Source organism: Mesorhizobium sp. B2-1-8, assembly GCF_006442545.2.
Classification (GTDB): Bacteria; Pseudomonadota; Alphaproteobacteria; order Rhizobiales; family Rhizobiaceae; genus Mesorhizobium.
The window spans coordinates 5286664-5303370 of record NZ_CP083952.1 but is presented as its reverse complement, the minus strand read 5'-3'; the positions used below and the strand labels follow the sequence as shown (position 1 = coordinate 5303370).

Genomic DNA, 16707 nt, shown 5'->3' with positions numbered 1-16707 from the left:
ATGAATTTTCTGGTGACGGGCGGTGCCGGCTTCATCGGTTCGGCGGTATGCCGGCATCTGTGCGCCAACCCGGCCTACCGCGTGACCAATCTCGACAAGCTGACCTATGCGGGCAACCTGGCCTCGCTGCGGCCGATCGAGAATGTCCACAATTACAGCTTCGCCCAGGCCGACATCTGTGACGAGAGGGCGGTGCTCGATCTCCTGCGCCGCGACGATATCGACATCGTCATGAACCTCGCCGCCGAGAGCCATGTCGACCGTTCGATCGATGGGCCGGGCGCCTTCATCGAGACCAACATCGTCGGCACCTACAAGATGCTCAATGCCGCGCTCGAATACTGGCGCGGCCTGTCCGGCGACAAAAAGGGCCGCTTCCGCTTCCACCACGTCTCGACCGACGAGGTGTTCGGCGACCTGCCTTTCGACGGCGGCATGTTCGTCGAGGAGACGCCCTACGCGCCGTCCTCGCCCTATTCCGCCTCGAAGGCGGCCTCGGACCATCTGGTGCGTGCCTGGCACGAGACCTACGGCCTGCCGGTCGTGCTCTCCAATTGTTCGAACAATTACGGTCCCTATCATTTCCCCGAGAAGCTGATCCCGCTGGTCATTCTCAACGCGCTCGACGAAAAGCCGCTGCCGGTCTATGGCGCCGGCGCCAATGTGCGCGACTGGCTGTTCGTCGAGGATCATGCGCGTGCCCTGGAACTCGTCGCCACGAAAGGCCATCCGGGCGAGAGCTACAATGTCGGCGGCAATTCGGAACGCACCAACCTCGCCGTCGTCGAGACGATCTGCGACCTGCTCGACACCAGGCGTCCGCGCGCCGGCGGCAGGCGCTACCGCGAGCTGATCTCCTTCGTCACCGACCGTCCCGGCCACGACCGCCGCTACGCCATCGACGCCACCAAGATAAGCCGAGAACTCGGCTGGACGCCGAGGGAGAATTTCGACAGCGGCCTTGCCAGGACGGTGGACTGGTTCCTCGACAACAAATGGTGGTGGGGGCCGATCCGCGAACAGCGTTATGCCGGCGAAAGGCTGGGCGAAGCACGCAAGGTGGGCGCGTGAGGCTCCTCGTCACCGGACGCGACGGCCAGGTCGCGGCGAGCCTGCTGGGGGCCGGCCGCGCGGGCACGGAGGTCGTCGCCCTCGGTCGCCCGGAGCTCGATTTGGCAAGACCCGACACCGTCATCGACGCCATCGCGGCGGCGAAGCCCGATATCGTCGTGTCGGCCGCCGCCTATACCGCAGTCGATCAGGCCGAGGACGAGCCCGATCTGGCCTTCGCGGTGAACGCGACCGGTGCCGGCAAGGTGGCCGAGGCCGCGGCGCGGCTCGGTATTCCCGTCATTCATCTTTCGACCGACTATGTCTTCGACGGAACCAGGGCCGGCGCCTATGTCGAAACCGACCCGACGGCGCCGCTCGGTGTCTACGGCGCCTCCAAGCTCGCCGGCGAGCAGGCGGTAGCGGCCGCCAACCCGCGCCACCTGATCCTGCGCACCGCCTGGGTCTACAGCCCGTTCGGCAGGAATTTCGTGAAAACCATGCTGCGGCTCGCCGCCGACCGCGACGAGATTTCGGTGGTGGCCGATCAATGGGGAAATCCCACATCGGCGCTCGATATCGCCGACGCGATCCTGCATGCGGCCGCCATGCTGCACCGTGACAAGGACTTCGCCGCGTTCGGCACCTATCACCTGGCCGGCACGGGCGAGACCAACTGGAGCGGCTTTGCCCGTCATATCCTCGACACAAGCCTGAAGTCTGGTGGCCCCTGGGCGCGGGTACGGGATATCACCACGATGGACTACCCAACCAAGGCCCGCCGCCCCGCCAACTCCCGGCTATCGAGCGCGAAATTCGCGGGCGTGTTCGCATGGAACGCGCCGGACTGGCGGAAGTCGGCGGAGGAGGTAGTGCGCCGGCTGGTGGTTGACGAGACCAAACGGGCATTGACCGCATGAACAAGCATCCTATGCCTGAGCGGCAAGCTATTGGTGAGGGCGGATCGAAAGCTGGGATAGAGTCCAAGCGAGCCGAAGCACGGGACAGTTCACTTCGTGACCTGTACAAAGCCCATAGTGGCAAGGTTTCGGACAAATGGTCGATCTATCTTGAAACATACGACCGAATTTTCGCGCAATATCGAAACAGGCCTGTTCGAATTCTGGAAATTGGGGTCCAGAATGGTGGTTCACTCGAGATTTGGCGAAAATATTTTCCCAACGCGGAACTTATCATTGGCTGCGATGTGAATCCGGCCTGCGCAAATCTGGTGTTCGACGATGAGAAGATTTCGATCGTTATAGGTGATGCCAATACCGATGAGGTGGAACGGGACATCCTTGCCAGGTCGCCGAAGTTCGATATCATAATCGATGACGGATCGCATTTGTCGTCCGATATAGTGCGTTCTTTCGCTCGCTATTTCCCGCATTCCACCGATGGTGGACTGTATATAGCGGAGGATTTGCATTGCAGTTACTGGCAGAGGTTCGGGGGCGGCCTCTACGATCCGCTTTCCTCGATGTCGTTCTTTAAACGCCTGCTTGATGTGATCAACCACGAGCATTGGGGACTGAAGCGTCTTCGAGTCGATGTCCTGACCACCTTTGCGGACAGGCACAAAGCTACATTCGATGAAGCTTCTCTCGCTTCGGTTCATTCCGTCGAATTCTTGAACTCGCTTTGCATCGTAGCTAAGCGGCCAATTCAGGAAAATGTGTTGGGCGCGCGCCTTATGGCGGGCCTGACTGCGCTCGTCGAAGGAAGCATCATGCCCTTGGACGGCACAGTGAGCAGGCCAGCCGATGAAACCGAGAGCGTTTGGTCGCTGCGCGCAGCGACTATGGAAGAGGAAATTGGGACCAATCGAGAACTGATAAAACATCAGGCGGCCCATATAGTGGCGCTTTCCGATAAGATAGCAGTAGCGCGCGAACAGATTCGAGCCGATGAACTGGCTATCGCTCAGCAGAAGGCCGAAGCCATATTGAACATCGCGGAGATCAAAGTCTTGCAAGGAGAACTGTCCCTAGCGCACACGGTGAAGTATGCGCTTGAGTCGAAGCTGACAGAACATGAAGTCTTAGTTCAAGAATTCAAAGACTCAACGAGTTGGCGGATCACCGCACCGCTTCGAACGCTTTCGACGAATCTTAGGTGGGTGCTACGGAATTTAAGTCCGGCTCGGGTGCTGGAATGGTGGCTAAGCTCAGGGAAATAGGCTGAGTTGTTCCTTTCCATCAGCGGTGCTGCTCGCTTAAAGCCATCCAGTTGCGCACGGTATACTTGGCGTCGATGATATATATTAGGTCGAATTGGTATGATTGGAATTTACGGCTCAAACGGCTTCATTGGTCGGCATCTGCTGAGGCGGTTAGCTCAGAATGGTGTGCCTGTCCGTGCAGTGTCCAGGCGATTTGACCCCGAACTCTTGGGTTCACTGGGAGCGCGCGCCGAGTTCGTAGAGAGCGACTTTCGTCAGCCGATAGCCATGGCGTCCTCGCTGGAAGGAGTCGAGACAGTCGTGCAACTCATTTCGACCTCAAGTCCTGGAATGAGGAACGATCACACCATTGCTGATATCGAGGAAAACGTAGTTCCCCATGTCAAATTCCTACATACATGCCTGCAGGCTGGAGTGAAGCGTTATGTATTCCTGTCGTCCGGCGGGACAATCTATGGACCGGATGCACCGGTTCCGACGCCGGAAACATCTATGCTTAACCCGATCAACTCGCATGGTCTGACGAAGCTCATCGTGGAAAAATATATCCAGATGTACGGCCACGTCGACGGTCTAGACTTTGTAATCCTGAGATTGGCAAATCCCTATGGGCCTGGCCAAATCTTCCGCAAAGGTCAGGGCCTTGTTCCTATGCTGTTGGACCACTGGCGCAAGGGGTTGCCCATCCGCATATTCGGCGATGGCAAGGCTATGCGTGACTATCTCTACATCGACGATGTGATCGACGCGATAGAGGCGGCTCTGGCACTTCCTGGTGCGCCGCGCGCAGTCATCAATATCGGCAGCGGCGAGACGCGCTCCGTACTGGAAATAGTGGAGGCGATCGAGGGTTTGACGGGTCACATCTTCCAGCGCGAATACGTTGGGTCCAGAAGCACAGATGTCGATATCGCCAGCCTGGACATTTCCCTTGCGGAGGAGATGCTCGGGTGGCGACCCACCACTCCATTTAGCGAGGGAATACGAAACACCGTCGCGCTTGCGAAGTGAGCTTAGGCCGGGCAGTACTGAAAAAGTCGGTCGTGGTCTGTGCCGTCATCGAAGATGCTGTCGTGTTCGTGCGGCGATCCTTTGTAGGTTGTTCTTCGCGTCTCCTTTGCTCAAAGCTGCCTGGCTTGAGCGGGCGCCAAATAGCCACCAATGTGGCGCTGTCATTTGGGGGGGGCGATTGACAGGTCGAGTTGCTTGCCCTGAATAGGGTTGTCCAAACCCGAGACAGATTGGGACAATATGCCGAAGCTATTCCTTCACGTCGGCGCAGGAAAATGCGCAAGCACGTCGATTCAGTCATTCATTTTCGAGAATGCCACACGGCTAAACGAGTACGGCATTCTGGTCTCCGATCAGAGCCTTGTTTTCGGCTCCCGAGGCGATAACCCGATCTTCTTCTTTCAGGACTTAATCGATCGGAACGATCTCTCCGGTGAAGCCGTTTTGCGAGCTGTTGAAAGGCTCGGACGACACGATGGCCTGATCGCTGCAGAGAACCTAAGCAACCCTGTCGCCGCTCAGCTATTCAAAGAGGTTGCCCAGTACTTCGATATCCATGTTTTCCATGTCATTCGAAGGCAGGACGATTGGCTCTACTCATCCTGGAAGCAATGGTACTCTAAGACAGGGCAAAGCCTTGGGGAATACATCGACGCTGCGATCCAGCGAGGGGAGCCTGGGTTTGCAAAAACGGTCTCTGCATGGGCCCGCGTTGCGAAAACCGTGAAGACAATTACGCTCGACACCAAGCCATCTTTGAAAGTTGAAACCCTAAACTGGCTCGGCCTCGCCGATGATGGAGGCTATTCAGAGTTTCCGAGCGAGATGAACCCCTCCTTTGACTTCCGAATTATTGATCTTCTATCTCGCTACAGGACCGTTTACGACGACGCGCATGATCGGAAGATTGAGCAGTTCGTGTCCACCTACTCAAGGCTTGGCGTTTCGGAAAGGTTCAAGCTTACGGCCGATCTATCAGCAAAGATCATGGACCGCTTTTACGATGAGAACGTTTCGCTGCTGGGAGCCGAAATTGCCAGCAGCCTCTTGGCGGAAGGGCGCGGCGAACGAACGGCGGTTAGCGGGTTTTCTCAGACAGATGAGCATGATTTTGCTATTGCCTGCCTGCTGGAAGGCATGGGGCGCATGGCTGAGGAGATAGCCCAACTCAGGGCCGATTTGAACGCAGTACATAAACGCACCATCGGCAAGTGAGATAAAATAGGAGAATTCTTTTCATGCACGAAACACTTGACGAGATTGGCGGCCGCCACGGCACAGATAAGCGCTCGGACCAGAACAACTTCCTCAACTTCTACGATCGATTTCTCGGCCCGTTGCGCGAAAAACCGGTGAAGCTGCTGGAGATAGGGGTACTAGACGGCGACTCTGTTAGAACGTGGCAGGACTACTTTCGCAATGGCAAGATCGTCGGTGTCGATATTGACCCCGGCACCAAGGCACATGAGCAAGACAGGATACGAATTGAAATCCTCGATCAGTCAAAGGTTCAAGATCTCGATTTGCTAGTAGCCAAAGGGCCGTTCGATATCATAGTCGATGACGGTTCGCACGTCTGGACCCACCAGATCCTGACGTTTCAGAAGCTGATCGGCACCGTGACGCCAGGCGGCTTTTACATTGTCGAGGACTTGGACACGAGCTATGGGAAATATGTCCCTCACTATCATGGAGGGGCAACCGAGTCCGCAGCGGCCTACCTCCAAAGACTTGCTCGGCTTGTTGTAGGGCAGCGGGTTTTGAATTTGACCGAAGAGCCTGACGCATTCCAGCAGTCGCTTTTCCCAAGAATTGATTTTATCACCTTCTATCGTGGCGCCGCACTAGTCAGGTTGAAGGAATGATAGACGCGGCTGCTTAGTCTAGCTCGTCGTCCGTGAACAATGAAGTGGGTCAGGCTGCGCTGGATCTGGGGCGGCTTTGGAGTGCTGTGATGAGAAGCCACAAAAGCAGCCTGAACCATTTGATCAGGAGCGAGAAGTTGTAGCCGGCGGCGGCGAGGATGGCGTTGATGGCGTCGCCCTGTTCGCCGGCGAGGTAGTTGCGGCCCATGCGGTGCTCGGCCTTGATGTGGCCGATGACGGGTTCGACTGCCGATCGCCTGCGCATCTGACGCTTGATGGCAGGTGTGACGCGGCGCTTCTGGCCGGCGGTGAAGACCCTGAGCTTGTGGCTTTCAGGTGCGTTGTGGCCGCGACCGGGCAGTGCCTTAGCGTGCAGGGCGAACTGGCCGCCCTTCGAGCGTTCGAGCGTCGTGGCGATCGAGACCTTGACGCCGAACTCGTAAGGGGCATGCGCCTTGCCCTTGCCGATGCACTCGACCTCATGGGCGTGCAGGCTGTAGATTTTGCGGCCGCGCTGGCGCTGACGTTGCTCCAGAACCGCCGAGGCCTGGTAGAGCGGCCACTTGAAGCTCGCCTCGAGGTCCGTTTGGCCGGTGATCCGGCGGGAGATGTCGCGAATGGTGCGGCCGAGATAGGTCTTGAGCTTGCGCAGCGCCTTGTTGGCCCGCTTGAACTGCTTGGCGTGCGCGTAGCGCTGGTGCTTGATCAGCGCCAGCTTGCCGACCCGCACGTAGGTCTGGCGCAAATCGAGCCCCGCCTTCTTGGCCAGCCGCACCAGCCGCTCGCGCGCCCGATTGACGAGCTTGGCGTCGGTGGGGAACATCACGTTCTTCTTCGGCTGCACGGTCGTGTCGACGATCACCCGGCGCGTATCGGCCGGCTTCATCGCTCCGCTCTTGACCGCCACCGCCAGGCTTTCTTGCAGGAGCGCCGTGATCGGCTCCTCGCCCATGCGCTGGCGCCAGCGCGTCATCGATGAGCGCTCGAAGGAGAGCTCGTGGCGGAAGAACTCTTCACCGCACAGATACTGGAAGTAGGGGTTCTCCACCCAGCGGGCGCACAGCTCCTCGTCCGACAAGTCGAAAGTGTGCTTCAGGATCGCAAGGCCCGCCATCAGTCGCGTCGGCAAGGGCGGCATGCCAGGACCGTCCGAATAGACCGCGCCGAAACGCTCCTCCAGCACCGGCCAGTCGATCGCCTGCGCCAGCCGCACCAACTCGTGCTTCATGTTGATGATCTGATCGAGCCTGGAGCGGAACAGGTCCTGCTCTCCCGTCTCGCGCTTCTCGCGTGGCCTGGACATTCGCCGTCCCCTCGATTCGCCCGCCAAAACGAGTGAATCACGCATCGGCGCACAAGGGAATCGTCAAATCGAATTGCAAGAAAACGGCAACCAGACACCGCAAATGTTGCAACGCTATTCCCGCATTCCTCGCCGATTAGGAAACCAGATCAAAGCCTTGCGGATAGTTCACCGACGACTAGCTCGGTTACCTTCCGCGCTCGGTCCCTCAGGGTTTCACTGAATCAATACTATCGATACGTTGTCCGCTCTAATTCACGACTTTCTTCAGGAAATTAGAATCGGAATCCAATAAGTGCATAGTGTCGTTGTAGATGCGAACGTAGTCTTTTGCTACGCTGGATATGCTGTAGCGTTCTCCAAGTTTTTTTGCGCTTTTTGCGCACTTCTTGCGCAAGGTGTCTGACAGCATGTCTTCCATCGCGGTTTCCAGCAATTGGATGAAATGGTCGGTATCGCGCACTGGATCTATGATGAGGCCGCATGGAGGATGTCCATGAGGAGCCACCATGTGTTCTATCTCTCCCACCCGCGTGGATATGACCGGAGTGCCGGTCTGCATGGCCTGGATTATGCACAGAGGGAACGACTCGCCTCCAAAGCGGCTTGGGACGAGAGCCACATCACTGATCCGATAAAGTCCAGGAATTCTCGACTGGTAGCCGAGAAAGGTGATACCTGGTTCGGAGCCGTAGGTGCGTTGGTGATTGGCGGCTTGCTCGCCATCGCCGCACAGTAGCAGGTGTAGCTGCCGCTCGGGATGACGGTCCCGAAGTTTGATGAAAGCAGAAATCGACGCCCTCCAGCCTTTACGCAGTATTCCCCTCGCTACGAGGGTAAATACGACGGCATCGTCGGCTATTCCCATTTCCCGACGAGTCTGCGGAAAAGGCATGTCGTCACGAGGCATGCCGTTGCCAAGTTTAGTCAGCTTGGTTTCAGGAATGGACACCGCTCTGAAGGGCTCCAGGTTACGATCCGCCGTGTACACCCAATGCGTCACGTCCTTGGCGAAGCGTTTCAGAAAGTCGACGCTCAGATCCGCGCTCTCATATGATCCATGCAGGCTCACGACGTAAGGAATGCTGGCCGTAAATTTCATATGCTCAAAGAAGAATATTTCGAGAAGCGCCATATGTGAGTGGATCAGCGAAACTCCTGCCTCTGCCACGAAGCGATCTGCACCGGCTTCCGCTACCTGATCGGCATCATAAACTGCGATGGCGGGATTGAGTGACTCCATCATGTGCTGATTGATGTTGCTCATGTCCAGCGCGAGCATGGAAACAAGATGACCTTGGGCGTGCAATTCATTCGCGAGGTTGATTGGGAATAGCTCCCCGCCACCGGTATGAAAGCCTAGAAATGCCAACATGATGTGTGGGCGCTGGCGCTTGACCGTCAGGAGCGCGTGCCTGTCGACATGCAAGCTCAATGGGCCGAGCTTTTGCTCAAGTTCGAAGTGCTTGTATTGAAACTCCACCTTTGACACGAAGCGCTCGACGGTCTCGTTGGGCACACCCCATGTCTTGCGGAGTAGCAGCATCAGTCGATGATGTTCTTTATAGTAGTGTGCGCTCTTAAATGCACTGACCGAGGTGTTCCGCCCGTGCTGTCGAAAATACGCTACTGAGTTAGGTTCATAGGCGACGTTTCCACCGCCGGCCAAATGACAGTACAGAAACCAGTCGCCGAGCACCGAGAATGACTCTGCTTCCGCCCAGACTGCGGCCGGCAAGATCTGACGACGCCAGAGGCATCCGCCAACATTGGCTATCAAATTATTGACGCCGAACCCGTGGGTAAACCACTCTGATGCCGGACGGACCATCGACTCATTCCAGATGCCAGCCTCGGCACCCTCGCGGTACTGATCAAGGCCGGCCCGCGGCCTTCCGTTTTGATCGCAGAACTGAATGCGACCGAAGGCCAAGTTAACGCTGCGATCACGAAGATGTGGAATCAAACGCTCGACAAAGTCGGGTTCACAGAAGTCATCGCTTTCGCAGATCCAAATGATGTCGCCTTCGCTTTGTTCGATACCCTTGCGCCATTGGCGAAAGACGTTGCCAGAATTCTGCGCATTGAAAAGCGATCGCACGCGATCGGGGTAGAGGTCGCAGTATCGCTGGATGATTTCGCGACTTTTGTCCTGTGAACAGTCGTCGAGAATGAAGATGTCTATGTTTTCGTAAGTCTGTGACAGTATCGACTCCAACCGCTGGTCAAGAAAACGAGCATGGTTGTAGTTGGGAACTATGGCTGTGACCTTAGGTCGAATTCCGCTTCGCCCCAAGCGCCGTTTGTAGGACAGAGCCGTCCGCTTTTCCGCCTGGCCATGCAAGACGTAATGGATGAACGGATTGATCCCTGCCCGCGCTATATCGGGATAGCGTTGAAGGTAATATGAGACTGAGAAGTCGGCTGAAGGATCGCGGTGCTCTTTCCAGCCATGGGCAAGAAAATGCGAGAGCGCATCTACGCCTGACGCTGCAATGTCGGGGTTGTTTCGAAGGTAGAATTCCCGATCGAACGCACTCTGGATACGGGAAACAGACTGAGCCTCGAGCGTCTCGGTCAGTTCGGAGAAGCTGGTCGGGTTGGAGAGCTTACCTTCGCTGATCAACCTCGGCAGTCGCCTGACGCCCCTCGCGATAGTCGCGGGAGTCAATCGTCTTTCTCGGATGAGATGAAGCGCGCCGGTTGCCACTGATCGGAACTCAGCGGTTTTCTTCTTAAGCGCGCGTATTGGACGGGTCATGCGCCATGATGTGCTAACGTAAATAGCTTGGAGGATGTCACGTACCTGTTGCTCTTCGGAGCGGGCTGTATCACGTGCCTGCGATAACGCCCTGACCTGATCTTGAAGCTCGACGTTCTCCCTCGTGATCTGCGCGTTCACCTTGTCGTTGTCAGCTGTTAGCCGCTGGAGAAATTCGCGCTCCTGGTTGATTCGGGTTTCAAGTTCGGTCACCGTGCCTCTAAGTTCTTGAAGTTCCCTCAAAAGTCCAGCTTCACGTGTTGCCATTACGGCGGCCCGGTTCTCACCGTCGGCTATCAGTCTGGCAAGCTCGGTTCGCTGCAGGTCCGATTGGCGGCACAACTCCTCGAGCGAAGCAATACGGGCGTCGTTGCCCTCGATTTTTCCGGCCAACGCTTCCATCTCGTCTTGGCGTTTTGCCGCAAGCCGCTCCAAACGCTCGCGGTTGAACGTCTCGCGCTGCTGGCGTACTGCCATCTCCTCGAAAAGTGCATCGGCGAACACAGGTACGCCAGCATCCAGTGCCGCTTTGGCGCGATCAAGCACTACAAGCGCCGAGTCGACCGACTCTGGATGGGAGAGAGCAAGGAGCGACTGATAGGTCTCCCTGACCGCACTGCCGACAAGCGACCTGGGGATGAAATCTGCGGGTGAAGCGGCGTGATGCTGAAGACTCCGGCGCAAGTGCTGATTGATCAATTCTGAGGCGTGATCGCCAACGGGCCAGTTGATGCCGAGTGCGGTCGCGATCTCGTTTGCCACCGACGACCAGTCATCCATCAGTTGCTCGTAGCTGACCAACACCCGGTCCTTGCTGCGCGTCGAAGTTTCGGCGTCCAATACGTGCCGCAGCCAAACCAGCGCCCCATAATTCGCGCAGATCTGATCGCGGCGATCGAGAGATGCCAGCACCGAGAGGGGATTACGATGAATGAGCACAAATCGGGTGGCCACACCCATCTCGGCCAGGATCGATTCATAAAATGGTGCGAATCGGCAGATTCGCGGATCCTTGATCACGAATAGCGAAGCATCTCCGAACTCGGCTGCAATCGCTTCTTTGATAGCGCTTTTGTAATGCGCGAGCTTCGCCGCGTCCAGAGTTGCAGGGTCAAGGGCGCGCCAATCATCCCAACGACTCGACAACTCCGTCAGCATGCTGTCATTGATCTGCACCAGCCGCGCAGGTTCCCAGTGACCCGCCTCATTAGTCGGCGTAGCGTTGATCAGGTGGTGAGGTAGGGCGGCTCCCAAAAGACTCAATACGCGCGTGATTGCACTCGTCCCAGAGCGGTGCATGCCTAAAACGAGGATGCAAACACGCTTCGGTAGAGCCAAGGGGACCATGAACTATCTCCGCATCATCGAACGTTGCTCCAACGATGCCTTCCCCAAATGGCACCCGGCGCATCGTCCATTCGATATGTTCTTTAGACTGCCTATGCTAGTCGAATATCTTCTCATCCGCCCCCGAACGCGAAAATCTTGTAGAAAGATTCTGTGCGTCGGCCAAGGCGGAATGGCGCGCGCCAATAAGATTGTTTTTGCCCGTCATTTTCCGGAAGATACTGGGAAATCTAAAGCTTAGCCACCTTTCCGGCGCGCTTGACCGGCGCCGTCGTCAGCGATTCTATCCGACCGCTCTTGAGCGTCAGTTTCTTCGTGCATACACTTTGTATGAGTGCCTCGCTGTGGCTGGCCAGCACGATGATGCCGGCCTTTTCCGCCAGTTCGTCCATGCGCCTTTTGGCCTTCTCCTGGAAAGAGGCGTCGCCGGCGCCTATCCACTCATCCATCAACAGAATCTCGGGGTCAAGCGCGGTCGCCGCCGAAAAGGCCAGTCTGGCGGCCATGCCTTGGCTGTAAGCCTTGAACGGCAGGTCGATAAAGTCGCCAAGCTCGCTGAAGGCGATGATGTCCTCCATCTTCTCTTCGATCTCGGCTTCCGTCCATCCGCTGATTAACCCGCGCAGCACAATATTCCGGCGCCCGGTGGCCTCCCGTCGAAAGCCTATGTTGATGTTGAAGAGAGCGTCGACCTTGCCTTCGATCGCTATGCTTCCCCCGGAGGGTTCGTAGATTCCATAGAGCACCTTGAGAAGCGTGGTTTTGCCAGCTCCGTTCGGGCCGACAAGGCCTAACCGATCCCCGGCACGGAGTTCGAAACTGACGCCATCGAGCGCCTGCACGAACTGCTTTCGGCCCGAGCCCTCAATTCTACCGCCAGGCCCACCCACGCGCCGATCCGGAGCGGACAGAGTCAGCTTGTCGTGCAGCTTGTAAACAAGGCTGACATTATCCAGCTTGATAGAGACCATGGAAAAACTCAGATGAGGAAGACGACTTGTTTGCGATATCGGCCGAGCAGCAGCAATGCTATCGCCCAGGTAACCAAGGATGCCATGATGGTTACGGCGAAAGCATGGGCTGGAAATTCTCCATTTATGACCGGCAGACGGACGATCTCCAGGAAATAAGTGAAGGGGTTCCATTCGTAGGCATATTTCTGGACAGGGTCTTGGCCCTTGTTCATCCAGAAGACAGGCGTGAAGAACATGCCGACGCGCAGCAGGTTGCCAACGATGAACTGGCTGTCAGGGAAAAAGGCTCCAAGAAACGCGAAGACAGTGATGAGAGGGGGAGTGGCGAACAAGATCAGGAACAATCCTGCCAGGGACCACAGCCATGGCATGCCGAGATGGGAGCCGCTGAATACCAGAATGACAACGCAACCTACGATCGCATAGCCGGCCCTAATAATAGACTGCAAAGCCAGCCGCATTACATATACAAACAAAGGAAGCGTCGTGCCCTCGATGAAGCTCTCTTCACGTTGGAAGAGCGCCACGCTCATGGACATTACTTCCATCAGGTAGAACCACACCAGAAGGCCGATCGCGACATAGGCGGCATAACCAGCGGCATCCTTGCCTGCGGGCTGGAACACGAAAACAAACGTTCCCACAAAGGCGACGTAGTTGACCAAGAGCCAAAGCGGCCCGAGTGTCGTGCGTCTGTGCTGGTCGCCAATGTCTTCATGGGCCAGCGCGACCCAGACCCGGTGTAATTTCATGGCTTTTGAGATGTCGTCAAAAGCGCCGTTTAGTGCCGCAATCATAGCTGGGAGTGTCGCAATCTGTTGTTTCGGCGCATTATCCTTCGCTGGCCATAGCGAACCACCAAGCCCCTCTCTAATAGTCATTTCGATAGGCATATGGCAACGCATTGCGTCGTAACGAGGTCTAAAGCAGAGTCAACTGCGGCAAAACTGGACACATGCTGATGACGTGCGGTCGTTTGTAAGCAATGTCTAATGCCGGCCTCGCAGCAGTTTTCCGCGAATGGGCTTCATGCTTTCCGTTGACCACTCGTTCTCCACAAAAAAACATCTGGCTATGCCTCGCAGCCCGCAGTATGCGATACAGCAGGCGGGGGCCGGAGATGCTACTTGGGAAGTGTGACGGTCGCGAATGATTCTCGTGTTCACACTTTGCTGGTGGTTTCGCCGACAGCCTGGAGTTTAGTACTGCCTAATGAATACTTCCCTGGAAGCTGTGTTCGGACTGAGGCCGGGCATGCGGCGGGCCTTCATCATGGTCCAGGATGTGGTCATGGTCCTGGTCGCGGTCGCGCTCAGCCTTGTCCTGTCGCGATCGGATCTTTCGTTCGGGGCGCTCTCCACGGAGGGGCTTCTCACCTGGGCAAGCATCGTGCTCATCAGCCATCTTCTGTTCAGATATTGCGGCCTCTACACCACGGTCTGGCGCTTCGCCTCGACGCCCGATTTCTTCAACATCCTGAAGAGCTGCGCGATCCTGACATTCGTGCTCTACGCCGTTTCGCTGGCCGTGCGTTCCTTCCAGCCCGTCGCGGGCCTCAACGAGCGCCAGTTCATCGTCTTCCTGCTCGTCTCCTTCACCGTCATCTCGGCGCCCCGGCTGTTCTACCGCTTCCTGCGTGACGGCGCGAGCTGGGGTATTCTGAACGGCAAGGCCGACACGGCGCGGACCAAGCAGGCCCTGTTCGTCGGGCGGCTCGGCGAGGCCGACCTGATCATTCGTTTCACGCGCACGGCGCAGCCCGCCGAGCATTCCATCGCCGGCATCATGGCGACCGAGCGCGGCGCGCCGCTCGGCACGCGCATCCAAGGGGTTCCGGTGGTGGCGACGCGGCCGCGCCTGATCGATGTCCTGGAGGACTATGCGACCGGCAGCAAGAGCCTCGATCTGCTGATCTTCGGCAGCGGCGCCGAGCATGAGATCGAGGAATATTCCGAGCTTGTCCGCGTCGCGCGTCACGGCGACATCGGGGTCGTGCAGTTCGCGGGGCTTTCACAGGTGGGCCAGGAGGGCAAGCTCGTTCTCGATGCCGTCGAGATGGAAACGATCCTGCGCCGCCCGACGGTGCCGTCCGACATCGAGCGCATCGGCGCCTTCGTCGGCGGCAAGCGCGTCCTGGTCACGGGAGGCGCCGGCTCCATCGGGCGTACGCTGGTCAAGCGGTCGTTGGAGCTTGGAGCCGAGGCGGTGCTGGTCGCCGACAATTCTGAATTCGGCATCTTCCAGTTGAGCCAGTATGTCGACGAGAAGGACCATGACCGCCTCAAGGTCCGCATCGTCGATGTCGCGGACAGGCGCCAGATGACGCGCGTCGTCGCGGAGTTCAAACCCGACATCCTCTTCCATGCCGCGGCGTTGAAGCATGTTCCGTTGCTGGAGGAGAACTGGGAATCGGCCATCCAGACCAATGTTTTCGGCACGCTCGTCTGCGCCGAGGTCGCCGCCAGATGCGGCGTGGCGCAATTCGTCATGGTCTCGAGCGACAAGGCCGTCGATCCGACCTCCGTGCTCGGCATCACCAAGCGGGCCGCCGAACAGATCGTCAGCGCCTTGCATGGAACGCCGGCCGGCGAACCGGACGGGCGCCGCGCCGCCACCAAGTTCATCGCCGTGCGCTTCGGCAACGTCTTCGGCAGCAATGGCTCGGTGGCGACCATATTCCAGGCCCAGATCGAGGCCGGCGGGCCGGTCACCATAACGGACCGGCGCATGACGCGCTATTTCATGACTGTCGCCGAGGCCGTCGATCTCGTCATCATGTCGGCGGCCGATGCCGCGTCGCGGCCGGCCGACCAGGACTACGCCGTCTACATGCTCGACATGGGCAAGCCCGTGCCGATCGTCGAGGTCGCCGAAACGATGATCCGCATGGCGGGAAAAAGCCCCTATACGGACATTCCGATCCGCTTTACGGGCATCCGGCCGGGTGAAAAGCTCCACGAGACCCTGCACGGCGAAGACGAGGAATTGGTCGAGCTCAGCATTGCCAAGATCTTTGGCCTCAGCACCGATGTCGCGCGGTGGTCGGATGTCCAGGCAGCACTCGCGGCGCTGCAGCAATCCATGAAGAACCAGGACAAGGCGGCCTCGCTCACCATCCTGGCCGATCTCGACCGCGCGACGAAGACAAGGGCGAACGCGCAGCAGGACGCGGTCCCGAAGACGGCCGGGCAGGCGAGCTAAAGCAATTCCAGGAAAGTCTGTGTTTCGTGGCTCGGAAAACCTCGTGCGCAAGGCGTTTGACATCGGTGGATAAGACAGATCTGCGCATTGCGGTCCTGATGGCCACGAAGGACGGCGCCGCCTTCATCGACGAGCAGCTGCAGTCGCTGCTCGCTCAGTCCCATCCTCTGATCGACCTCTGGGTATCCGACGACGGCTCCGTCGATGGCACGGCTGCCATCATCGAAGCCTGGAAGCCCCGCTGGGCAAAAGGTCGGATAAATCTGGTGGAGGGGCCGCGGCAAGGCTTTGCCGCCAATTTCCGGTCGATGATCCTCGACCCGCGCATCGATGCGGATTGTTACGCCTTCAGCGATCAGGACGATGTCTGGGAGCCCGACAGGCTTGAAAGCGCCCTTGGCTGGATGCAAGCATTCGACGCGGCGCAACCGCTGATGTTCTGCTCGCGAACCGCGACCATGACCGAAACCGGAAGCCTGGTCGGCCATTCGCCGCTGTTTGGCCGTCCGCCGACCTTCCGCAACGCGCTGGTGCAGAGCATTGCCGGCGGCAACACCATCCTGCTCAACCGTGCCGCGCGCGATCTGTTGGCCAGGGCCTCCGCCCGCACCGGTTTCGTCAGCCACGACTGGTGGGCCTATCTTGTTGTCACCGGCGCCGGCGGCGTCGTCCGCTACGATCCGCGGCCATTGGTACGCTACCGCCAGCATGCGGCAAACCTGGTCGGCGCCAATGCATCGTGGCAGGCACGGATCTCGCGGCTCGGCCGCCTGTTCAAGGGCCAGTTCGCGGACTGGACCGATGTCAATCTTGCCGGCCTTGCCGTCAATCGCGATCTCCTTACGAAGGAGGCGCTGGCATGCCTCGACCTGTTCGCGAAAGGTCGGCAAGGCAGCCTTTTCCAACGCCTTGGCGCGCTGCGCAAAAGCGGCGTCTATCGACAGACTTTTGCCGGGACGCTCGGGCTCTATCTCGCCTTCGTGCTGCGTCGTATCTGAATATCGAGACGG

Annotated in this window: 12 protein-coding genes; 8 read left to right on the top strand and 4 right to left on the bottom strand. The window is 58.1% G+C overall.

Annotated elements, in window-relative coordinates; translation table 11 throughout:
- The 6 genes from rfbB to FJ970_RS26125 all read left to right on the top strand — a co-directional run bounded on the left by rfbB (position 1) and on the right by FJ970_RS26125 (position 6111).
- A complete protein-coding gene (gene rfbB, locus FJ970_RS26150) occupies positions 1–1071 on the top strand; it encodes a dTDP-glucose 4,6-dehydratase (protein WP_140761116.1) in 1071 nt (356 codons plus the stop codon).
- Positions 1068–1970 (top strand): dTDP-4-dehydrorhamnose reductase, encoded by a 903-nt coding sequence (gene rfbD / locus FJ970_RS26145; protein WP_140760975.1) that lies wholly within the window; start codon positions 1068–1070, stop codon positions 1968–1970. Before rfbB ends, rfbD begins: the two co-directional genes overlap by 4 nt.
- Positions 1967–3232 (top strand): class I SAM-dependent methyltransferase, encoded by a 1266-nt coding sequence (locus tag FJ970_RS26140; protein WP_140760972.1) that lies wholly within the window; start codon positions 1967–1969, stop codon positions 3230–3232. The genes rfbD and FJ970_RS26140 overlap by 4 nt, the downstream gene beginning before the upstream one ends.
- Before the next feature lie 99 nt (positions 3233–3331).
- The gene (locus FJ970_RS26135; protein WP_140760970.1) at positions 3332–4246 is read left to right on the top strand and encodes an NAD-dependent epimerase/dehydratase family protein; all 915 of its coding nucleotides are present in this window, start codon (positions 3332–3334) and stop codon (positions 4244–4246) included.
- A gap of 240 nt (positions 4247–4486) precedes the next feature.
- On the top strand, positions 4487–5461 hold the full coding sequence (locus FJ970_RS26130; RefSeq protein WP_140760968.1) for a hypothetical protein: 975 nt from the start codon (positions 4487–4489) through the stop codon (positions 5459–5461).
- Between the two features lie 23 nt (positions 5462–5484).
- Positions 5485–6111, top strand: a complete 627-nt coding sequence (locus FJ970_RS26125; protein ID WP_140760966.1) for a class I SAM-dependent methyltransferase — start codon at positions 5485–5487, stop codon at positions 6109–6111.
- A gap of 49 nt (positions 6112–6160) precedes the next feature.
- On the opposite strand, the gene FJ970_RS26120 is transcribed toward FJ970_RS26125, so the two are convergent.
- The 4 genes from FJ970_RS26120 to FJ970_RS26105 form a co-directional block, all read right to left on the bottom strand.
- Complete coding sequence (locus tag FJ970_RS26120) at positions 6161–7414, bottom strand: IS5 family transposase (RefSeq protein WP_227791918.1); 1254 nt, start codon at positions 7412–7414, stop codon at positions 6161–6163.
- A 250-nt stretch (positions 7415–7664) separates the two neighbouring features.
- The gene (locus tag FJ970_RS26115) at positions 7665–11522 is read right to left on the bottom strand and encodes a glycosyltransferase (protein WP_140763058.1); all 3858 of its coding nucleotides are present in this window, start codon (positions 11520–11522) and stop codon (positions 7665–7667) included.
- 230 nt (positions 11523–11752) lie between these two features.
- Entirely contained in the window at positions 11753–12493 is a 741-nt protein-coding gene (locus tag FJ970_RS26110) for an ABC transporter ATP-binding protein (RefSeq protein ID WP_140763055.1), read from the bottom strand.
- 8 nt (positions 12494–12501) lie between these two features.
- The gene (locus FJ970_RS26105) at positions 12502–13389 is read right to left on the bottom strand and encodes an ABC transporter permease (protein WP_227791917.1); all 888 of its coding nucleotides are present in this window, start codon (positions 13387–13389) and stop codon (positions 12502–12504) included.
- 319 nt (positions 13390–13708) lie between these two features.
- On the opposite strand from FJ970_RS26105, the gene FJ970_RS26100 reads away from it, so the two are divergent.
- Both FJ970_RS26100 and FJ970_RS26095 read left to right on the top strand, forming a co-directional pair.
- Entirely contained in the window at positions 13709–15697 is a 1989-nt protein-coding gene (locus FJ970_RS26100; RefSeq protein WP_181178759.1) for a UDP-N-acetylglucosamine 4,6-dehydratase, read from the top strand.
- Between the two features lie 65 nt (positions 15698–15762).
- Positions 15763–16695, top strand: a complete 933-nt coding sequence (locus tag FJ970_RS26095; RefSeq protein ID WP_140763052.1) for a glycosyltransferase family 2 protein — start codon at positions 15763–15765, stop codon at positions 16693–16695.
- Positions 16696–16707: the final 12 nt, after the last annotated feature.